This window comes from Dactylosporangium sp. NPDC049140 (genome assembly GCF_040648435.1).
In genome coordinates this window covers 1-20,319 of sequence record NZ_JBEZDS010000029.1, presented here as the reverse complement: position 1 = coordinate 20,319, position 20,319 = coordinate 1, and the positions used below count along the sequence as shown (strand labels likewise).

Genomic DNA, 20,319 nt, shown 5'->3' with positions numbered 1-20,319 from the left:
GGCGGCCGTGCGTGCTCAGGAGGTGCGGTGATGACTACGTTGACGACGCCGGCAACCTGGAGGCCCGAGGCGTTCACTGCCGCGGTCGGTGACGCCGTCCTGGCCCCCTCCATCCACAACAGCCAGCCATGGCGCTTCCGGCATACCGGCGACGGTCTCGAGGTCCTGCTCGACGAGCGCCGCCGGCTGGCGGTCTGCGACCCGGACGGCCGTATGGCGCGCATGTCGTGCGGCGCGGCCGCGTACAACCTGAGGCTTGGCCTCGCCGTCGCAGCCGGCCTGCCGGCCCGGTTCCAGCTCGGTTCCGGGTCCACGGTGCTACGGCTGTGGCCCGCTCCGCCGCGCCCGGCGACCCCGATGGAGCGGCGGCTGCACTGGCAGATTGCCCGCCGCCACACCAATCGGGGCCCGTTCGCCGACCGTCCGGTCGATGCTGTCGCACCCGCGCGGCTGGCCGAGGCGGCCCGCAGCGAAGGTGGCTGGCTGGATTTCGTCCTCGGCGACCAGGCGCTCGTCGTAGTGGCCGAACTCATCGGTTGCGCGGACGCCCGGCTGCGGGCCGACCGGGCGTACACGGCGGAGCTGCACGCGTGGACGACCGGGGCGAACCACAGCGTCGAGGGCATCGGGCCGTACGCCGCCGGTGCCGCACCGCACCCGGCCGAGATCCTGACCCGGCGTGACTTCGGCGGCCTCGGCCATGAGGCGACGCGCGACCTGTCGTGCCGACCAGCCGTGGCGGTCCTCGGCGGGCTGGGCGACGGCCCCGACGAGGCGGTCCGCGTGGGCATGGCGCTGCAGTGCGTGCTGCTCACGGCCGCGGATCTCGGTCTGGCCACCGCGATGTATTCGCAGGCGGTCGAGGTGCCGGAGACCCGCGAGCGCCTCCGCCAAGCGGTCGGGCGGATCCACGAGCCGCAGATCGTGCTGCGCTTCGGGTACGCGCCGACGACCTGCTACACCAACCGGCGCCCGATCGCCGACGTCATCGAGGCCTGAGTCCGGCCGCCCGTTCACCGGGCGGCCGGCTCGCGCCGCAGCAACTGGCGGCCGTACGGCTCGGGCTCGCTCCCGATCGCGGCCAGCCGCAGCTTGACGTCGACTGCGGTGCAGCCGTCCGGCGCCGCGAGAACCGGGTTGAGGTCGAGCTCCGCGACTTCCGGGAAGTCCTCGGCGAGGCGGCCGAGCCGCAGCAGCAGGTCCTCCAGGGCGGTGGTGTCGGCGGGCGGCGCCCCCCGGTAGCCGGTCAGCAGCCGCGCCCCGCGCAGCCCGCGCCACATGGCCGGCGCATCGCGGTCGGTGACGGGCAGCAGACGCAGGACGCGATCGCCGAGCAAGTCGGTGTGCACCCCGCCGAGGCCGAGCATCACCAGCGAACCGAACAGCGGGTCGTGAACGACACCGGCGACCAGCTCCACACCCGGTGCGGCCATCGGTTGCACCACGACGGGCGCCGGGCGGCCGAGCGCGGCGCCGATCCTCGCGAAGGCGTCCCGGACGGCGGCCTCGTCGGCCAGCTGGAGCCGTACCGCGCCCACGTCGGTCTTGTGCACCAGGCCGGGCGCGGCCGCCTTGACGGCGACCGGGTAGCCGATGGCGGCCGCGTGGCGGACGGCCTCGTCGGCGTCGGCCGCCACCCGGGTGTCGAGGACCGCGATCCCGTAGGCGCCCAGCAGCGACCGGGCGGTCGCGGCGGGCTGCCAGCCACCGCCGGTGGTGAGCGCGTCCCGGATGACGGCGCGGGCCCGGCCGCCGTCGATCCGCGACAGCCGCGGCCGGTCGCCGAGCGGCTCGCGGCGCCAGGCCGCGTACTGCGCCGCCCGGCCGAGGGCCCGCACGGCCGGCTCGGGCAGGTCGAACACCGGTACCCGGCGCCGGCCCAGACTGCGGGGCGCGCCGTCGGCGCCGACCACGACCACGGCGGCCGGCATGTCCGGGGTGTCGTCGAGGGCGGCCGCCACCGCGTTGAGCAGTGCCGTCCAGTCGTTGGTCCGGGTGGCGACGACGGTCACGACGAGCATGTCCGCGTCGCCGCAGCGCGCCGCGGCACGGACCGCGCCGTCGAGCGCCCCGGCGCCGGCCCCGGCGCCGAGATCGGCCGGGTTCGCCGCCTGGCCGACCCGTCCGGGCAGTGTGAGCGCGGCGGCGTCCGCCGCGTCGGCGGCCAGGACGTTGAGGCCGCCCGCGTTGCCGACGACAGCGAGGCGGCGCCCGCCCGGCAGCGGCTGGTCGGTGAGCACGCGGGCGGCGTCGAGCAGCTCGCCGAGGGTGTCGGTGCGGATCACGCCCGCCTGGTCGAACAGCGCGCCGACCGCGGTGTCCGGCGCGGCCGCCGCGGCCGTGTGCGACGCGCCGGCCCGCCGGCCGCCCTCGGAGCGTCCGCTCTTCACGGCCAGGACGGGCTTGCGGCGGGCCAGGGCCCGCGCGGTCCAGGCGAACCTTCGCGGGTTGCCGAACGACTCGAGGTACAGCGCGACGGCGCGGGTGGCCGGGTCGTCGTACCAGTAGGCGAGCAGGTCGTTGCCGCTGACGTCGGCCTTGTTGCCCAGCGACAGAAAGCTGGAGATGCCGGCGCCCGAGCGGGCGGCCTCCTGGAGGATGGCCACGCCGACGGCGCCGGACTGGGTGGCGACCGCAAGTCCGCCCTGGGCCGGGGCCGCGGGGCTGAAGGCGGCGGTGAGCCGCACCGACGGATCGGTATTGATCACACCGAGGCAGTTCGGGCCGACGATCCGCATGCCGTGGGCCCGGGCGGTGCGCACCATGTCCGCCTGCTCGGCCGCCCCGATGCCGTCGGTGAGCACCACGGCGGCGCGAACGCCGGCCGCACAGCACTGGCCGATCACGCCGGGCACGGCCCCGGCCGGTACGGCGACGACCGCGAGGTCCACGCCGCCGTCGATGCGGTCCACCGACGGGTAGGCGGGGACCCGGTGCACCCGATCGGCGTGCGGGTTGACCGCGTACAGCGCTCCGGTGTAGCCGCCGTCGCGCAGCGCGGCGAGAACCTCGTGGCCGATGCCTCCGGGCCGCCGCCCGGCGCCGATGACGGCGACCGACGCCGGTGCGAGCAGGGCGCGCAGCGAGTGGTGCTCGGCGGTGCGGTCGCGGGCCGCGACGGCGGCGAGGGCCGCTTCGTCGGGCAGTGTGGGCACGCAGACGCGGACCGCGCCTTCCTCGCCGGCGAACCGCCGCGCCACGCCGGGCGCCAGGTCGCCGGAGACCTTGAGCATGGCGGCGTTCTCCGGCAGGATCTCGCCGACCAGTTCGGCTATCCCGGCGCGGCGCGCGGCGGCCGCGAGGCGCTCCAGCAGCAGCGTGCCGAGGCCCTCGCCGTGCCGTTCGTCGGCGACGACGAGCGCGAACTCGGCGCGGTCGTCGTCGGTGCGTTCGTACGACCCGACCCCCACGACGGCGCCGGAGTCCTCGACGAGCAGGCTCAGATGGTCGGGGCCGGCGGGGCGCACGAGCCGGCGCACCTCAGCGTCCAGGGCCGCGCCGGCGCTGAAGAATCGCAGGTACCGGCTGCGTGTCGAGAGGCGCTGGTGCAGGGCGAGCAGCGCCGGGCCGTCATCCGGGCCGGCCGGGCGGATCCGCACGATGCGGCCGTGCATGGTCAGGCAGTCGGTGGCGTCGTCCATCGCGGTGTACCTCCCTGTTCTCCACTGTCGGCCCTCGTCCCCGGCTCCGGTCGGGCCGAAGGTCCCCGGCCGGCTACCCGTGGGTCCCGCCCGGCGCAGGGATAAGGGGGTGAACCAGGCCGGATCCGCGCCGCCGGAACCCGGCCGGGACGAGACTCGGGCCGCAGGGATCGTCGACCGGGCGGAGGGTGCATGTCGAGCGAACCGGCGACGCCGCCGCCGCGGATGGCACGCCGCATCGAGATCACGGGCACCGTGCAGGGTGTCGGGTTCCGGCCGTTCGTCCACCGCCTGGGCCGCGCGCTCGGTCTCGACGGGTGGGTCCGCAACGACGGTGGCCTGGTCGTCGTGGAGGCGGCCGGACCGGCCGCGGCGATGGGGCAGCTGGCCGCCCGGTTGCGGGCCGATGCGCCGGCCCACGCCCGGGTCTGCGAGGTCCGCGTGGGCGAGCCGTCGGCGGCGGCTCCGGCCCCGGGCACCGGCTTCCGGATCGACCCGTCGCCGTCGCGGGCCCCGGCCCGGGACACCGGACCGCGGCCGCCCGGCCGTGTTCCGCCGGACCTCGCGACGTGTGAACCGTGCCTGGCGGAGCTGTTCGACCCGGGCGACCGCCGGTACCGGTACCCGTTCGTCAACTGCACCGACTGCGGTCCGCGCGCGACGATCGTCGACGCGCTGCCGTACGACCGGGCCCGCACCGCGATGCGCCGTTTCCCGCTGTGCGTGCGGTGCGCGTCCGAGTACGCCGACCCGCAGGACCGGCGCTTCCACGCCGAGCCCATCGCCTGCCCCGGCTGCGGACCGGTGCTGCGCTGGCGGGCGCACGGGGCCACCGGCGACCTGTACGGCGATCCGGCGCTGCGAGCCGCGGAGGATCTCGTCCGGCGCGGGGGCATCCTGGCGATCAAGGGTCTCGGCGGGTACCAGCTCGTGTGCGACGCCACCGACGACGCGGCCGTGCGACGGCTCCGCGCCCGCAAGCACCGGCCCGGCAAGCCGTTCGCCGTCATGGTCGTCGACCTTCCGGCGGCCCGCGACCTCGCCCGGCCGGGACCGGCTGAGGAGGCCCTGCTGGTGTCGCCCGCCCGTCCGGTGGTGCTGCTCCGTGTCCGTCCGGACGCCCCCACGGCGAGCGCGGTGGCCCCCGGCGTCGACCGGATCGGGCTGTTCCTTCCCGCCGCGCCCGTGCATCACCTCCTGCTGCGCGACGTCGGCCGGCCGCTGGTGGTCACCAGCGGCAACCTCGCCGGCGAGCCGATCGCGATCGACACCGCCGGGGCCGAGACCGGGCTGGCCGGGCTGGCCGACGGATTCCTGCACCACGACCGCCCGATCCGGGCCCGCTACGACGACTCCGTGGCCCGGGTGGTCGCAGGCCGCCCGTCCGTGCTACGCCGCGCCCGCGGCTACGCCCCGGAGCCGATCGAGCTGCCGGTCGCCGCCGGGGAGCCGGTGCTCGCCGTGGGAGCCCAGTTGAAGCACACCTTCGCCCTCGTGCGCGCGAACCTGGCCGTCGTCGGCCCGCACACCGGCGACCTGCAGTGTCAGGAGACGATGGCGGCGTTCACGGAAAGCCTCGCGCGTATGTCGCGGATCACCGGCATCGAGCCGCGGGTCGTCGCGCATGACCTGCACCCCGGCTACCTGTCCACGCAGTTCGCCCACTCGGTGCCGGGCGCTCGGCGGATCGGGGTCCAGCACCATCACGCCCACGTCGCGTCGTGCGCGGCCGAGCACGGGCTCACCGGGCGGTACCTCGGCGTGGCCTACGACGGTCTCGGCCTCGGCGACGACGGCACGCTCTGGGGCGGTGAGGTCCTGCTGGCCGACCTGCGCTCCTACCGGCGGGTGGCCCGCTTCGGGCGCGCCCCGCTGCCAGGCGGCGAGGCGGCGGTGCGCCGCCCGGCCCGCATGGCGCTGGGGTACCTGTTCGGGGCCGAGTCGCTGGACGACCGTGCCCGCGATCGGGCGGTGCGGCTGGCCGGACCCTTCCTCCGGCGGCTGCCGACCGGCGAGGTACGGACCGTGCGGCGGATGGTGGCCGCCGGCGTCAACTGCCCGCTGGCCTCGAGCGCCGGGCGGCTGTTCGACGCCGTCGCGGCTCTGCTCGGGCTGCGCGACGACGCGACCTACGAGGGCGAGGCGGCGGCCGTCCTCGAGTCGCACGCCGCCGGCGAGGCGGGCGCGGCGCCGCTGCCGTGGCGGTTGGTGACCCGCGACGACCTGGTCGTGTACGACCCGGTACCGACGCTGCTGGGGCTGCTGGAGGCGGCGCGCGACGGCATCCCGACCGGCCGGCTGGCGGCGGCCTTCCACGCCACCATCGTCGCGGTGACCGTCGCCGTCTGCGCGAACGCCGCCGAGGCCCACGGGACGTCGACGGTGTGCCTGTCCGGCGGTGTGATGCAGAACAGCGTGCTGCTCGAGGCGTTGGTCCGCGGGCTCTCCGCGGCCGGGTTGCGACCGCTGATCAACGAGCGGGTGCCGCCCAACGACGGCGGGATCAGCCACGGGCAGGCCGCCGTCGCCGCGGCCCGGACGGGACGGGGGTGAGCGCCGTGTGCCTGGGAGTACCGGGCCGGGTGACGGCGATCGAGCGCGACTCCGGCGTGACGATGGGCACGGTGGACTTCGACGGCGTGCGGCGCGAGGTCTGCCTGGCCTACGTGCCGGATGCCCGGGTCGGTGACTACGTCGTCGTGCACGTGGGCTTCGCGATCGGCCGGCTGGACGAGGCCGAGGCGCGGCGCACGCTCGACGTGCTGCGGGAGATGGGCGACGCGCTGGAGCGGGAGCTCACGCCGGAGGTGGAGCGGTGAAATATCTCAGCGAGTACCGCGACCCTGCCCTCGCCCGGCGCCTGCTCGAACAGATCGCCGCGGCGGTCACCCGCCCCTGGGCCCTGATGGAGGTGTGCGGCGGGCAGACCCACACGGTCGTCCGCCAGGGCATCGACGAGCTGCTGCCCGACGGGCTGCGGATGATCCACGGCCCCGGCTGTCCCGTGTGTGTCACGCCGCTGGAGATGATCGACCGGGCGTTGGAGATCGCGGCGCGCGACGACGTCGTCTTCACCTCGTACGGGGACATGCTGCGGGTGCCCGGCAGCGGGAGCCACCTGCTGCAGCTGCGGGCGCGGGGGGCCGACGTCCGGGTCGTCTACTCACCGCTGGACGCCGTGCGCATCGCCGCCGAGCGGCCCGACCGGCAGGTGGTGTTCTTCGCGGTCGGCTTCGAGACGACGGCACCGGCCAACGCCATGGCGGTCCTGCACGCGCACCGGCTCGGGCTGGCCAACTTCAGCCTGCTCGTCAGCCACGTCCTGGTCCCGCCGGCGATGACCGCCATCCTCGACGCGCCCGACTGCCAGGTCCAGGGCTTCCTGGCCGCCGGGCATGTGTGCGCGGTGATGGGCTGGACGGAGTACGAACCGATCGCATCCCGCTACCGAGTGCCCATCGTGGTGACCGGCTTCGAGCCGCTGGACCTGCTGGAGGGGGTGCTCATGGCCGTGCGGCAACTGGAGAACGGCCGGGCGGAGGTGCAGAACCAGTACGTGCGGGCCGTGCACCGCGCCGGCAACGGGGCGGCCCAGGACGCCATCCGCCGGGTCTTCCGCGTCGGCGACCGGGCCTGGCGGGGGATCGGCACGATCCCGGCCAGCGGCCTGATGCTGGCCGCGGAGTTCGCCGGCTACGATGCCGAGCTGCGCTTCCCGGCCACCGGCCCGTCCGGGCGGGAGCACCCCGAATGCATCGCCGGCGACATCCTGCGCGGCACCCGTGTGCCGACGGACTGTGCCGCGTACGGCATCGGCTGCACGCCGCGCACGCCGCTCGGTGCGCCAATGGTGTCGGCCGAGGGCACCTGCGCAGCGTTCTACGGCGCCGGTCGGCTCGCGGCGGTCGACGGGAGGCCGCGATGAGCGTCGCCGACCCGGCCCGGGTGTCGTGCCCGGCCCCGCCCGCCGCGGGCGACGCAGTGCTCCTGGGCCACGGCAGCGGCGGCCGGCTCTCCGCCGAGCTGCTGCGCGAGGTGGTGCTGCCCGCGTTCGGCTCGGCGGAGGCGGTGGCCGAGGACGGCGCGGTGCTGGCCGTCGGCGGAGCCGAGCTCGTCCTGAGCACCGACGCGTTCGTCGTCGATCCGCTGTTCTTCCCCGGGGGCGACATCGGCACGCTCGCGGTGCACGGGACCGTCAACGACCTGGCGATGATGGGAGCGGCGCCAGCCGCGCTGGCGCTGGCGTTCGTCATCGAGGAGGGCTTCCCGATCGAGGACCTGCGCCGCATCTGCGCCGCCGCCGGTGCCGCCGCGGCGGCCGCCGATGTCCGCGTCGTGACCGGCGACACGAAGGTCGTCGGGCGGGGGGCGGCGGACGGCCTGTTCGTCACCACCACCGGCATCGGCCAGCGGCGGCCCGGGGTGACCGTGTCCGCCGCGGCCGCCCGGCCCGGCGACGCCGTGCTGCTGTCGGGCCCGATCGGCGCGCACGGGATCACCGTCCTCGGCGCCCGGGCGGCGCTCGGCTTCGAGTCCGAGATCGCCTCGGACACGCGGCCGCTGCACCGCCTGGTCGCCGCGATGCTCGACGCGGCCGGCCCGGCGTTGCACGCGATGCGCGACCCGACCCGCGGCGGCCTCGCGTCGGCGCTCAACGAGATCGCGGGCGCCTCCCGCGTCGGTATCGAGATCGACGAGGGGGCGGTGCCGGTCGTCCCGTCCGTTGCGGCCGCCTGCGACCTGCTCGGCCTCGACCCGCTGCACGTGGCGAGCGAGGGCTGTCTGGTCGCGCTCGCCGCGGCCGAGACCGCGGAGCCGCTGGTGGCCGCGATGCGCTCGACCGGGGAGGGGCAGGGTGCCGTACGGCTGGGCCGGGTCGTCGCCGAGCACCCCGGGCGCGTGGTGATGCGCACGCTCACGGGCGGCCGCCGCATCGTCGACATGCTTGTCGGCGAGCAGCTGCCGCGGATCTGCTGACCGGCCGTCCGGCCCGGGATCGGGGGGCCGGACGGCCCTGTCGTTCGCCCGCCGCCGGCGGTGCGATGGAACCAGGCTCCTTCGAAGGGGACCGCGATGACCGGCACCGACGCGGTACTGCTGCCGAACCTGCATGCGCTGTTCACCGTGCTGCGGGAGGACGGCCGGGCGATCGTCGGCCCGGCGGTGCGCAACGGGGCGATCGAGCTCGTCGAGCTCGACGACGCGGCGCAGTTGCCGTACGGCCGGCGTACCGAGGTCGAGGCCGGGACGTACCGGCTGCGGCCCGGCGACCCGCGGCTCGCGTTCACCCACACCGCCGGGCCGCAGTCCTGGAAGCAGGTACTGCACCCGCCCCGCGAGCGGCTCTGGTCGGCCTCCCGGGCCGGCGACGACGTCGGCGTGACAGACGACGAGCCGGCCCCGCGCCGGCTTGCGCTGCTCGGCGTCCGCCCCTGCGACCTGCGCGCGATCGGCGTCCTCGACCACGTGCTCGGCAACGGGCGGCGATATGCCACGCGCCGCGCCGGGCTGCTGGTCATCGCGGTCAACTGCACCGAGCCGGGCGGCACCTGCTTCTGCGTGGCCGCCGGCGGCGGACCCGGCGCGGAGACGGGCCACGACATCGTCCTCGACGAGCGGGCCGACGGCACCTACCTGGCCACACCGGGCACCGCGGAGGGCGCGGCATTGCTCGGCCGGCTGTCGGCCGAGCCCGCCGCCCCGGACGACGTCGAGGCCGCGACCGGCGCGGTGCGCGCGGCGGCGACGCGGATGGGCCGGACGCTGCCGGAGACCGACCTGCGGACCCTGCTGGCCGCGCGCCGCGACGACCGGCAGTGGAGCGACGTGGCCGAGCGGTGCCTGGCCTGCGGCAACTGCACGATGGTCTGCCCCACCTGTTTCTGCACGTCGGTCACGGACACCACCGATCTCAGCGGGGACCACGCCGAGCGCTGGCAGACCTGGGAGTCCTGTTTCGACCTGGACTTCAGCCACCTGCACGGCGGGCCGGTCCGCGTCTCCCGCGACTCGCGGTACCGGCAATGGCTCAGCCACAAGTTCGGCACCTGGCACGACCAGTTCGGCGAGTCCGGCTGCGTGGGCTGCGGCCGCTGCATCGCGTGGTGCCCGGTCGGCATCGACGTCACCGCGGAGCTGCACGCCCTGCACGAGCACGCGTCGGCGGGACCGGAGGAGGCCGCATGCACACCATGACCCCGGCCCGCTACCGGGTCGCCGACCGCGTCGACGAGACCGCGGACACCGCCACCCTGGCCCTGGAGCCGGTCGAGCGGCCACTGCCGGTCTTCCGGCCCGGGCAGTTCGCGATGCTGTACGCGTTCGGCGTGGGCGAGGTGCCGATCTCCGTCTCCGGGCGGTACGGCGTCGGCGGCCTGCTGCACACCGTGCGGGCGGTCGGCGCCACCAGCGCGGCCCTGTACCGGGCCGAGCCCGGCCGGACGCTGGGGGTGCGCGGGCCGTTCGGCCGGGGCTGGGAGCTGCCGGCGCCGGCCGGGGCCGATCTGGTCGTCGTCGCGGGCGGTCTGGGGCTGGCGCCGCTGCGCCCGATGGTGCGCCACGCCGCCGCGGAGCGCGATCGTTACGGCCGGGTGGCGGTGCTCATCGGCGCCCGAACCCCGGAGGACCTGCTGTACAACGACGAGTACGACGCCTGGCGGGCCGCGGGCATCGACGTGCTGACCACCGTCGACCGGGCGGGCTCGGACTGGACCGGGCGGGTCGGCGTCGTGACGGCGCTGTACCCGCTGCTGCGCGGCGATCCCGCGCAAACCTTCGCGTACGTCTGCGGGCCCGAGGTGATGATGCGCTTCGCCGTGCGCGGCCTCAAGGGCCTGGGTGTCGCCGAGCACCGGGTGTGGCTGTCGCTGGAGCGCAACATGCACTGCGGGATCGGCCACTGCGGCCATTGCCAGCTGGGTCCGCTGCTGCTGTGCCGGGACGGTCCGGTGGTTCCGGGCGATGTCGCGGTACCGCTGCTGTCGGTGAAGGAGTTGTGATGGCCAGGCCGAAGCTCGCCGTGTGGAAGTTCGCATCCTGCGACGGATGCCAGCTGACCCTGCTCGACTGCGAGGACGAGCTGCTGCCTCTCGCCGGGCGTTTCGAGATCGCGCACTTCCTGGAGGCCTCCTCGGCACAGGTGGCCGGCCCGTACGACGTGTCGCTGGTGGAGGGCTCCGTCACCACCGAGGACGACGTGGCCCGCATCCACGACATCCGCGACCGCTCCCGCATGCTGGTGACGATCGGGGCGTGCGCCAACGCCGGCGGCATCCAGGCGCTGCGCAACTTCGCCGACGTCGAGGAGTTCCGGGCCCTCGTCTACGCCCGGCCCGAGTACATCTCCACGCTCGCCCGGTCCACGCCCATCGCCGCCCACGTGCCGGTCGACCTGGAGCTGCCGGGGTGTCCGATCGACCGCCGCCAGCTCCTCGACGTGCTGACCTCGGTTCTGACCGCTCGCCGTCCCGCGTTGCCGGTGCACAGCGTCTGCCAGGAGTGCAAGGTGCGCGGTACGACCTGCGTCACCGTCGCGAACGGCACGCCCTGCCTCGGCCCGGTGACCCGCGCCGGATGCGGCGCGCTGTGCCCCGCCTACGGCCGCGGCTGCTATGGCTGCTTCGGGCCGATGGCGCAGCCGAACACGGACGCTATGGTCGCGTCGCTCCGCGCGAACGGCATGCCCGCGGACGGGGTGGCCCGGGTGTTCCGCACCTTCCATGCCGCCCGGCCCGAGTTCCGGGCCGGGGCCGAGAAGGGCAACGACGATGACGCACCGGCATGATCGCGCACTGCATGTCGGCGCGCTCGCCCGGGTCGAGGGCGAGGGCGCGATGCACGTGCGGATCGACGGCGGGGCCGTGACCGATGTGCGGCTGCAGATCTACGAGCCGCCGCGGTTCTTCGAGGCGTTCCTGCGCGGGCGCGGGCACACCGAGCCCCCCGACATCACCGCGCGGATCTGCGGCATCTGCCCGGTGGCGTACCAGATGAGCGCCTGCCTGGCCATCGAGGACGCGTGCGGGGTCGCGGTCGGGGCGCCGATCGCCGAGCTGCGCCGGCTGCTGTACTGCGGTGAGTGGATCTCCAGCCACGCGCTGCACGTGTACCTGCTGCACGCGCCGGACTTCCTGGGGTACCCCGGCGTCGTGGAGATGGCCCGCGACCACCGCGGCGCCGTCGAGCGCGGACTGGCCCTGAAGCAGGCCGGCAACGCGGTGCTCGAACTCGTCGGCGGCCGCGCCATCCATCCCGTCAACGTACGGGTCGGCGGCTTCTACCGGGCCCCGGCCCCGGAGGATCTGCGGGCGCTGGCCCGTGACACGCTGCGCCCGGCGCTCGATCACGCCCTGGCCACCGTCGAATGGGTCGCCGGCTTCGACTTCCCCGACTTCACGACCGGTCGTGAGCTGCTGGCCCTCACCGATACCGGGCGCTACCCGATCGATCGGGGCGAGCCCCGCACGTCGACCGGGCGGGCGTTCCGGGTGCAGGACTTCGAGCGGAACATCGTGGAGACCCAGGCGGAGCACTCCACCGCCCTGCACGCGTCGCTCACCGGGGGCGGGGCCGGCGCCTATCTGACCGGCCCGGTCGCCCGCTACGCGCTCAACCACGCCGTGCTGTCCCCGCTGGCCAAGGAGGCGGCCGCGGCGGCCGGCCTCGGCCCCCGCTGCGACAACCCGTTCCGCAGCATCCTCGTCCGCGCGGTGGAGCTCGTCTATGCGGTGGACGAGGTGCTGCGCCTCATCGAGGCCTACCGTCCCCCGGAGCCGCCCCACGTGCCGGTGCCGCCGCGGGCCGCCACCGGCTACGGAGCCACCGAGGCGCCGCGCGGCACGCTGTTCCATCGCTACGAGCTCGACGGCGCCGGCACGATCCGCGGCGCCCGGATCGTGCCACCCACGTCGCAGAACCAGCCGGCGATCGAGGACGACCTGCGCCGCTTCGTGCAGGACCGGCTCGACCTCGGCGACGCCCGGCTCACCGCCGCGTGTGAGCAGGCCATCCGCAACTACGACCCGTGCATCTCCTGCGCCACGCACTTTCTCGACCTGACGGTGGAGCGGACATGAGGCCCGACGCGGTGGTCATCGGGGTCGGCAACCCGTACCGGCGCGACGACGGGGTCGGGCCGGCGGTCGTCGCGCGGCTGCGGGCCGCCGGGCTGCCGGGCGTTACGCTGGCCGAGAGCGACGGCGAGGCGTGCGCGCTCATCCTGCTGTGGCAACAACGCCGCCTGGCCGTGCTCGTCGACGCCGTCCGGATCCGGCCGCCGCACCCGGGACAGGTCCACCGTCTCGTCACCGCCTGGCCGGTGCCCGGGCCGCTCGAGCCGGACCGCGGCTCGTCCAGCACGCACACAGTGGCCCTGGGCGACGCCGTTCGGCTGGCCGGGGAGCTGGGGCGGCTGCCGGCCCGCATGCTGGTGTTCGCGATCGAGGCCGCCGACCTCGGATACGGCGCCGGGTTGTCGCCCGCTGTGGAACGGGCGGCCGACAAGGTGGCGGCGGAGGTCGCCGCGGAAGTCCGGACCTGGGCCACGGCGACTGCGGACCAAGGTCCCTGAACGATCGGCACGCGGCCGAAGACGATGAAGGTGTACGGAGAATCCGCAAGCACGGGAAGCGAGGTGCGACGAAGATGCGCGCCAAGGACATCATGAGTACCCCGGTGCACACCGTCCGCGCCGATGCACCGGTCGCGGACGCGGTGGCGCTGCTGGAACGGTATTCGATCACCGCGGTCCCCGTCGTCGACGAAGGGGGCACGCTGGTCGGCATGGTCGGCGAGCGCGACGTGCTGCGGCAGGCGGCGTCGGTGAGCAGGCGGGACGGCGAGCCGTCGTTCGTGCGTGACGTGATGGGGGGTCTGCCGGTGACGGCCTGGCCCGAGGCCGACGTCGCGGATCTGGCCGCCGTCATGGTTCAGCGCGACGCCCACACGGTGCCGGTCGTCAACGAGGAGCACGTCGTCGGGGTGGTCAGCCGCTGTGACGTACTGCGCACGCTGGTGCCGTGCGACGCCGCCGCCGAGCAGGAGGCCCAGCGGCGTCTGGACAACTACGCGGGCGGCCGGCGGCGCTGGCCGGTCGCCGTGCAGGACGGCGTCGCGACCGTCGACGGGCGCTTCGACGACGACAAGGAGCTGGCGGTGGCCGAGGCGCTGGTCCGCACGACGGCCGGCATCGCCGGTGTCCATGTCTCGGCAGGAACCGCCTGAGCCCTGGCCGGCGGCCGGTCGGGGCTTCAGGCCGCGTGCATCACCCGTGGCGCGGAGGCCCCGGCGGGTCCGTGGGCGACGAGCACCGGGCAGGCGGCGTGCTGCAGTACACGCCCGGCGACCGACGGACTGCCCGGCTGTACCCGGTCGGCCGGACAGCGGGTTCCCACGACCATCAGCCCGGCCCACTGCGAGGCCACCGCCAGCGCTCGGACGGCGTCGCCCGGCTCGCTGCGTACCTCGACGTCGACCAGGGGGAACTCGGCGTGCCAGCGCGCGGTGGCCTCGCACAGTGCCTCGTGGACGACCCGTTCGTGGGCGCTGAGGTCGCAGCCGCGCACCGAACCCGGCCGCCACAGGTCCGGATGGGCCCACGCCTGCACGACGACGAGCCGCAGGCCGCGCGCCGCGGCCTCCTCGAAGGCCAGCCGCAGCGCCCGGTGTCCGGAGTCGGAACCGTCGAACCCCGTGACGACGGGAGCCGCCAGCGGCAGCTTCGCTTCTGGCCCGGCCCAGCGGTCGGCTGCGTGCACGACGAGTACCGGTGCGTCCGCCCGGGCGGCCAGCGCCCGGCTGACCGAGCCCGTCGGCCGGTCCTCGGCGGCGTTGGCGCCCTGCCCGCCGACCACGACCAGCCGGGCGTCCTGGGCGAGCTCGCGCAGCACGTCCGTCGGCGAGCCGTGGCGGATCTCGGCGATCGCCGCGACGCCGACCCGCCAGCGCCGTGCCTCTTCGGCCGCCCGCTGCGCGATGTCCCGGGCGGGGGTTTCGCCGGCCTCTTCGGGCAGCACCGTGACGAGCTGCAGCGTCCGGGTGCACCGGCACGCCTCGTCGGCGGCCCACCGCAGCGCGCCCAGGCTGTGGGCCGAGCCGTCGAACCCGGCGACGACCGGACCGTATCTGTATGTCATCGGAGTCCTCCTCGTCGGTCCTGAAGCTCCTCCAACCTCATGCTGCCTCCGCGAGGGGTGAGAGTGACAAGGCCGAAAGTCACGCGAATGCGGCCGCGGGCGCATGATCGGCGTTCGCGGGGGCACGTCGGCCCGCGGCGACGATGGAGGTGGATCACATGGTCGACGAGGGTGTCGTGGTCGGCGTCGACGGCGGAGAGCCATCGCTGGCGGCGCTGCGATGGGCGGCCACCACCGCCGCCCTGCGCGGTACGCCCCTGCGTGTACTGCTGGCGTACCACTGGCGGATGCCGGCGGCCCTCGCACCGCGCGGCGGCCCGGCCGAGACCGCCCGGCGGCTGGCGGACATGTTCGTGGCCGACGTGGCCGGGGAGGCGCGCGCCGCCGCCCCCGGCGTGGACGTCCGGGCCGAGGCGGTACCGGGTCACCCGGCCGACGTGCTGTTGCGTGCGGCGGCCGGCGCGGACCTTCTGGTCGTCGGCACGCGGGGCCGGCATCGGGCGGCGGGCGCGGTGCTGGGCTCGGTCAGCCAGCAGGTCGCGATGCACTCGGCATGCCCCGTCGCCGTCGTCCGGGGCCGGCCGGACCCCGACGGCGGCGTCCTGGTCGGCGTCGACGACTCGGCGTCGGCGGTCGCGGCGCTCCGGCTGGCCTTCGCCGAGGCCGGGCGGCGCGGGGCCGACCTGGTCGCGGTGCGCGCGATCGAGACACCGCTCGCGCCGCCGGCGCTCGGCCTGCCGCCGTTGCTGTACGACATCGCCGAGGCCGGTCGGGCCATGTCGGCGGAGGCCGCCACGCGCGTCGGCGAAGAGGCCCGGCGGCACCACGGCGTGCCGTGGGAGTTCCACGGTGTCGCCGGGGACGCCGGCGAGATGCTGTGCGAACGGTCGGCGCGGGCCCGGCTCGTCGTGGTGGGCAGCCGCGGTCACGGCGGCGTTGCCGGCCTGCTGCTCGGCTCGGTGGGCCTGCGGCTGCTGCAGCACTCGGACTGCCCGGTGCTCGTCACGCACGCCACGACCGGACCCGGGGCGGAACCGTGACCGCCGCGACGTCGCCGAGGTGCGCACGTGGTCAGCTCGAGATGTCGACCCCGGCGATGAAACGGATCTGTACGGCGATGATCGGGCCGTCCTCGAACATCGTGCTCCTCCAACAACTGCGTGGGGCGACGACGAGCGCCGGGCAGCGCGTAGGGGTCGCGAGCCCGGCGCTATCGGACCACGGCCACCGGGCAGGCGGCGTGGTGGATGACGGTCTGGCTCACCGAACCGAGCAGCAGCCCGGCGAACCCGCCCCGCCCACGGGAGCCCACGACGATCAGTTCGGCGCCCGCCGACCGTTCGGTGAGCACGGGGGCCGATCGGCCGCTCACGACGGCCAGCCGGAAATCGACGTTCGGGTACTTCTCCGCCCACCCGCTCGTCGACTCGGCCAGCGCGCGCCGCTCCTCCTCGCGCAGCGCGCCGGTGTCGTAGGGCAGCGGCAGCAGGTCGGCGGGCCCGGTGGAGGCCGGCCACAGGTACGCCAGCACGGCGGTGAGGCCGACGCCGCGGTACGACGCCTGCTCGAACGCGAAGTGCAGCGCATGGTCGGCGTCGCCCGAGCCGTCGACCCCGACGACCACCCGGCCGGCCTCGGGCCCGGCGGGCCCCTCGTCGTGGCGCACGATGACGACCGGGCAGGCGGCGTGCGCGGCGAGCTGCACGCCGACCGAGCCCAGCAGCAGCCCGGCGAAGCCGCCGAGGCCCCGGTGGCCGACCACGACGACGTCGGCGTGCTGGGAGGCCTCGAGCAGCGCGGGCACCGGCGACTGCACCGGCATGGCGGTGGCGAGCCGGATGCCGGGGACGACGGAACGGGCCCGGTTCTCCGCCGCGGCGAGGGTCTGCTCGCCCACCTCGCGCAGGCCCTGCTCGTAGGGGGCGAGAGCCGGCGCGGCCAGCGGTGCGTAGACGGCCGGCCAGACATATGCGTGCAGGATGTGCAGCGGCCGGCCGCGCCGTGACGCGTCGGCCGCCGCCCAGGCGACCGCGTCCAGACTCGGCCGGGAACCGTCGACCCCGACGACGACACTGTGTTCCGGAACCATGACGACCTCCCGTGTGTGGGGGTGGCGGGTCAGTTTCAGCGTTGCGCGGCCGGGCCGCCCGCACCCTCACCGGCCCTCGCGGCGGTGGGTGATATCCGGGGGTGAACGGCCGCCCGCCGGACTGCGACGTCGCGGAACCGTCACGAGTGTCGCAATGTAGCGGCCGAGGGCCGGCCGGGAACACGGGCGAAGGACCCTTACCGGGCGTTTCCTGGCCGCACCCGTCGGTGCCGGTGTCGCCCGCCGGTCCGAGGTCCCGGCCCGGCGGGACTTTCTTCCCTGGGTCCGCCCGGCCCGCCGACCTACGGTCCGGGTGTGGGCGATGCTCCAGGAGGTGGCGTGATGCGACGGTTGCTCGTACTCGGCGCCGGTACCGCGGGCACGATGGTGGTGAACAAGCTGCACCGCCGGCTGTCGCGCACAGAGTGGCGCATCACCGTGGTGGAGACCGCCGAGCGCCACTTCTACCAGCCCGGGTACCTGTTCCTGCCCTTCGGGATGTACACGCCGGACCAGGTGGTGCGGCCGGTCCGGTCGCTCATCGCCGACGGGGTCGAGCTCGTCCGCGGGGAGGTAGCCCGGGTCGCGACCGCGGAGCATCAGGTCTGGCTGACCGACGGCCGTTCACTGCTGTACGACTATCTGATCGTCGCGACCGGGGTGACGCCGCGCCCGGATCAGACGCCGGGCCTGCTCGACGGCGGCGAGTGGCGGAGACGGATCTTCGACTTCTACACCTACGACGGCGCCCTCGCGCTCGCCCGCGCCCTGCGGGCGTTCGACGGGGGCCGGCTCGTCGTGCACATCACCGACATGCCGATCAAGTGCCCGGTCGCGCCGCTGGAGTTCATCCTCCTCGCCGACGACTTCCTTCGCCGCCGTGGCCTGCGGGACCGGGTCGAGCTCGTCTACGCGACGCCCCTGCCGGGCGCGTTCACCAAGCCCATCGCCGCCGCCCGGCTGGGCACGATGCTCGGCGAGCGCGGGATTGCGGTCGAGTCGGACTTCCTCGTGGAACGCGTCGACGGCACCTCGCTCGTCTCGTACGACGAGCGCGAGATCCCGTTCGACCTGCTGGTCACCGTCCCGCTGAACATGGGTGCGCAGTACGTAGCGCGCTCGGGGCTGGGCGACGAGCTGAACCTGGTACCGGTGGACCGGCGCACGCTGCTGGCCAAGACCGACGACGCCGTCTTCGCCCTCGGCGACGCCAACGACATTCCGGCCTCCAAGGCCGGCTCCGTGGCGCACTTCGCCGTCGAGGTGTTCGTGGACAACTTCGTGCAGTACGCCGCGGGCCGGCCGATGACCGGATCGTTCGACGGCCACGCGAACTGCTTCGTCGAGTCCGGCGGCGGCAAGGCGATGCTCATCGACTTCAACTACGAAACGGAGCCGCTGCCCGGCTCGTATCCGCTGCCGGGCCTCGGCCCGTTCCGGCTCCTGCGGGAGACCGGTGCCAACCATTGGGGCAAGCTCGCGTTCCGCTGGATGTACTGGAACGTCCTGTTGCCGGGCCGCCCCGTCCCGCTGCCGGCGCACATGTCGATGGCCGGCAAACACCGCCCCACCATCGAGGAGTGACCGTCATGCCTGTCACCACCGTCGCCGGGCGCAGCGTCCACGTCGACCCCGAGGGGTTCCTGACCGTCTTCGACGAATGGGACTCCGAGCTGGCCGAGCGGCTCGCGTCGCAGATCGGCATCAACCTGACCGAGGCGCACTGGAAGGCGATCAGCTTCCTGCGCGAGGACTACGCCGTCCAGGGTGAGACCGCCACGCTGCGCCGGATCTCCACCGTCGGCGGCATCCCGATCAAGGAACTCTTCCGGCTGTTCCCGAAGAAGCCGGCCAAGAAGCTGGCGTACATCGCCGGCCTGCCCAAGCCGCACGGCTGCGTGTGACGGGAGCTGCGCCATGAACACGGAAACCGCACCGGCGATCGTGCCCAACTTCGACGACGGGGCCGGCGCCGGGCGCAAGCTCGCCATCATCTGCTCCAAGGGCAACCTCGACATGGCCTACCCCGGGCTGGTCCTGGCCGGCGCCGCGCTCGGCGAGGGCGTGGAGACGCATCTGTTCTTCACGTTCTGGGGCTTCGACATCATCACCAAGTCCCGGATGGGCCACCTGCAGTTCACGCCGCTGGGCAACACCGCCACCCACGTGCCCCAGGCCCTGGGGGCGCTGCCCGGCATGACCACGATGGCCACCCGCATGATGCACCGGCAGATCGCCGACGTGGGCGTACCCGGGGTGCCGGAGCTTCTCGAGCAGATCGTCGCGTCCGGCGGGCACCTGTGGGCGTGCCGGATGTCCGCGGACATGATGCACCTGACCGGGGACGACCTGTACGACGCGGTCGAGGGGATCATCAACGCCGCCGACTTCATCGAGAAGTCCGCCGGCGCCCAGCTGCTGTTCATCTGAGACCGGAGGAGGCGGGAGACATGGTGACTGCGCCGAACGCGCAGGAGCGACGGTGGCGCAACTCGGGCCGCGGCCGGGGCGGGGGCGGGGGCGACGCGGTCTACGGAATCGGGTTGATCGGCGCACTGGTGTACTACATCCAGCAGGCCGACGGGTTCTGGGTGGGCGTGCTCGGCGTCCTGAAGGCCCTTGCGTGGCCGGCGTTCCTCGTCTACGACGTGCTCAAGTCGCTCGCCGGCTGAGCCGCATCCCGAGCCGGCGGCTCGCCCCGCCTCCGGCTCGGGATGCTCCCGTTTCGTTCACACGTGCTTCGGCACGGACCCGGCCAGCAGGCAGCGCATCACCTTGTGCCCGGTGTCGGCGGTGGGGCCGTACATCAGCGGGCAGCCTCCGTCGATGACCGTGACGCCGTGCGCGCGGCCGTACTCCGTGGCGGCCGCCGAAACACTGCCGGCGCCGAAGCCGCGGTGCATCCAGACGTCACCGATGCCCAGTGTCACGCACTCACGCATGGTCGCCTCGGCCGTCTCCGGGCGCGTGCCGATGACGACCGCCTCGACGGCGCCGGGCACGGATGCGAGGTCGGGGTAGCAGACGTCGCCCTCGACCCGCTCGGCGTTCGGATTGATCGCGTACACCTGGTAGCCGCGGTCCCGCAGCCGCCGGTACACGACGTTCGCGCCGTGGTCGCGCGGGTTGCGCGAGACCCCGGTCACCGCGATCCGCCGGTGGGCCAGGAACTGCGTCGCCGCTGCTCGCATCGTGGGCATGACCGCCTCCTGTGACAGTACGTCGATGAGCTCGCACCACCTCACCGTCCGCCCGGCGGCGAGCGCCGGGTAGGGCCGATGGTCCCGTGCCCGGGCCGGCTGGACGCCGGCGACACGGTCGAGGCCCGGGACACGGTCCCGGGCCTCGCTTGCGGTCGGAGTTCAGATGAGCCAGCGGTTGCGCTGGATGAAGGGGAGCTTGGCCCAGAGGCGGCCGAGGCCCCAGGTGTGGCCGGCGTAGGCGGCGGCGAGGGCGA

20 protein-coding genes are annotated in these 20,319 nt (G+C 74.6%); 16 read left to right on the top strand and 4 right to left on the bottom strand.

Features of this window, described 5'->3' with window-relative positions; all coding sequences use genetic code 11:
• Window positions 1-30: 30 nt before the first annotated feature.
• Window positions 31-999: a nitroreductase gene (locus AB0B76_RS35705; RefSeq protein ID WP_360383798.1), complete on the top strand. Its 969-nt coding sequence runs from the start codon at window positions 31-33 to the stop codon at window positions 997-999.
• 14 nt (window positions 1,000-1,013) lie between these two features.
• Here AB0B76_RS35705 and AB0B76_RS35700 read toward each other — a convergent pair whose 3' ends face one another.
• Window positions 1,014-3,641: a GNAT family N-acetyltransferase gene (locus AB0B76_RS35700; protein WP_360383795.1), complete on the bottom strand. Its 2,628-nt coding sequence runs from the start codon at window positions 3,639-3,641 to the stop codon at window positions 1,014-1,016.
• A 192-nt stretch (window positions 3,642-3,833) separates the two neighbouring features.
• On the opposite strand from AB0B76_RS35700, the gene hypF reads away from it, so the two are divergent.
• The 10 genes from hypF to AB0B76_RS35650 all read left to right on the top strand — a co-directional run bounded on the left by hypF (window position 3,834) and on the right by AB0B76_RS35650 (window position 13,862).
• Window positions 3,834-6,194, top strand: coding sequence for a carbamoyltransferase HypF (gene hypF, locus AB0B76_RS35695; RefSeq protein ID WP_360383793.1), 2,361 nt, complete (start codon window positions 3,834-3,836; stop codon window positions 6,192-6,194).
• Between the two features lie 5 nt (window positions 6,195-6,199).
• Window positions 6,200-6,460: a HypC/HybG/HupF family hydrogenase formation chaperone gene (locus AB0B76_RS35690; protein ID WP_360383790.1), complete on the top strand. Its 261-nt coding sequence runs from the start codon at window positions 6,200-6,202 to the stop codon at window positions 6,458-6,460.
• A complete protein-coding gene (gene hypD, locus AB0B76_RS35685) occupies window positions 6,457-7,566 on the top strand; it encodes a hydrogenase formation protein HypD (protein ID WP_360383788.1) in 1,110 nt (369 codons plus the stop codon). Before AB0B76_RS35690 ends, hypD begins: the two co-directional genes overlap by 4 nt.
• The gene (hypE, locus tag AB0B76_RS35680; RefSeq protein ID WP_360383785.1) at window positions 7,563-8,618 is read left to right on the top strand and encodes a hydrogenase expression/formation protein HypE; all 1,056 of its coding nucleotides are present in this window, start codon (window positions 7,563-7,565) and stop codon (window positions 8,616-8,618) included. The genes hypD and hypE overlap by 4 nt, the downstream gene beginning before the upstream one ends.
• A 96-nt stretch (window positions 8,619-8,714) precedes the next feature.
• On the top strand, window positions 8,715-9,836 hold the full coding sequence (locus AB0B76_RS35675) for a 4Fe-4S dicluster domain-containing protein (RefSeq protein ID WP_360383783.1): 1,122 nt from the start codon (window positions 8,715-8,717) through the stop codon (window positions 9,834-9,836).
• Window positions 9,824-10,639, top strand: coding sequence for an FAD/NAD(P)-binding protein (locus tag AB0B76_RS35670; RefSeq protein WP_360383780.1), 816 nt, complete (start codon window positions 9,824-9,826; stop codon window positions 10,637-10,639). Before AB0B76_RS35675 ends, AB0B76_RS35670 begins: the two co-directional genes overlap by 13 nt.
• Window positions 10,639-11,424, top strand: coding sequence for an oxidoreductase (locus tag AB0B76_RS35665; protein ID WP_360383777.1), 786 nt, complete (start codon window positions 10,639-10,641; stop codon window positions 11,422-11,424). The genes AB0B76_RS35670 and AB0B76_RS35665 overlap by 1 nt, the downstream gene beginning before the upstream one ends.
• Window positions 11,408-12,715, top strand: coding sequence for a Ni/Fe hydrogenase subunit alpha (locus AB0B76_RS35660; protein ID WP_360383774.1), 1,308 nt, complete (start codon window positions 11,408-11,410; stop codon window positions 12,713-12,715). Before AB0B76_RS35665 ends, AB0B76_RS35660 begins: the two co-directional genes overlap by 17 nt.
• Window positions 12,712-13,209, top strand: a complete 498-nt coding sequence (locus tag AB0B76_RS35655) for a hydrogenase maturation protease (protein ID WP_360383772.1) — start codon at window positions 12,712-12,714, stop codon at window positions 13,207-13,209. Before AB0B76_RS35660 ends, AB0B76_RS35655 begins: the two co-directional genes overlap by 4 nt.
• 74 nt (window positions 13,210-13,283) lie before the next feature.
• Complete coding sequence (locus AB0B76_RS35650; RefSeq protein ID WP_360383770.1) at window positions 13,284-13,862, top strand: CBS domain-containing protein; 579 nt, start codon at window positions 13,284-13,286, stop codon at window positions 13,860-13,862.
• 26 nt (window positions 13,863-13,888) lie between these two features.
• On the opposite strand, the gene AB0B76_RS35645 is transcribed toward AB0B76_RS35650, so the two are convergent.
• Window positions 13,889-14,773: a universal stress protein gene (locus tag AB0B76_RS35645; protein ID WP_360383768.1), complete on the bottom strand. Its 885-nt coding sequence runs from the start codon at window positions 14,771-14,773 to the stop codon at window positions 13,889-13,891.
• 158 nt (window positions 14,774-14,931) lie between these two features.
• Here AB0B76_RS35645 and AB0B76_RS35640 point away from each other — a divergent pair, with 158 nt between their 5' ends.
• Window positions 14,932-15,813: a universal stress protein gene (locus tag AB0B76_RS35640; protein ID WP_360383765.1), complete on the top strand. Its 882-nt coding sequence runs from the start codon at window positions 14,932-14,934 to the stop codon at window positions 15,811-15,813.
• 170 nt (window positions 15,814-15,983) lie between these two features.
• Here the strand turns inward: AB0B76_RS35640 and AB0B76_RS35635 are convergent, their stop codons facing one another.
• Window positions 15,984-16,862, bottom strand: a complete 879-nt coding sequence (locus tag AB0B76_RS35635; RefSeq protein WP_360383762.1) for a universal stress protein — start codon at window positions 16,860-16,862, stop codon at window positions 15,984-15,986.
• A gap of 342 nt (window positions 16,863-17,204) precedes the next feature.
• Between AB0B76_RS35635 and AB0B76_RS35630 the strand changes: the two genes are divergently transcribed.
• Genes AB0B76_RS35630 through AB0B76_RS35615 form a run of 4 tightly spaced genes read left to right on the top strand, consistent with a single transcriptional unit; the run spans window position 17,205 to window position 19,534 of the window.
• Window positions 17,205-18,446 carry an FAD/NAD(P)-binding oxidoreductase gene (locus AB0B76_RS35630; RefSeq protein WP_360383760.1) on the top strand — a complete coding sequence of 414 codons (1,242 nt, stop codon included), beginning with the start codon at window positions 17,205-17,207 and terminating at the stop codon, window positions 18,444-18,446.
• 5 nt (window positions 18,447-18,451) lie between these two features.
• Window positions 18,452-18,766 carry a TusE/DsrC/DsvC family sulfur relay protein gene (locus AB0B76_RS35625; protein ID WP_360383757.1) on the top strand — a complete coding sequence of 105 codons (315 nt, stop codon included), beginning with the start codon at window positions 18,452-18,454 and terminating at the stop codon, window positions 18,764-18,766.
• A 13-nt stretch (window positions 18,767-18,779) separates the two neighbouring features.
• The gene (locus AB0B76_RS35620; RefSeq protein WP_360383754.1) at window positions 18,780-19,292 is read left to right on the top strand and encodes a DsrE/DsrF/DrsH-like family protein; all 513 of its coding nucleotides are present in this window, start codon (window positions 18,780-18,782) and stop codon (window positions 19,290-19,292) included.
• A 20-nt stretch (window positions 19,293-19,312) separates the two neighbouring features.
• Window positions 19,313-19,534 carry a hypothetical protein gene (locus AB0B76_RS35615; RefSeq protein ID WP_360383752.1) on the top strand — a complete coding sequence of 74 codons (222 nt, stop codon included), beginning with the start codon at window positions 19,313-19,315 and terminating at the stop codon, window positions 19,532-19,534.
• 57 nt (window positions 19,535-19,591) lie between these two features.
• Here the strand turns inward: AB0B76_RS35615 and AB0B76_RS35610 are convergent, their stop codons facing one another.
• On the bottom strand, window positions 19,592-20,062 hold the full coding sequence (locus tag AB0B76_RS35610; protein WP_360383749.1) for a CoA-binding protein: 471 nt from the start codon (window positions 20,060-20,062) through the stop codon (window positions 19,592-19,594).
• Window positions 20,063-20,319: the final 257 nt, after the last annotated feature.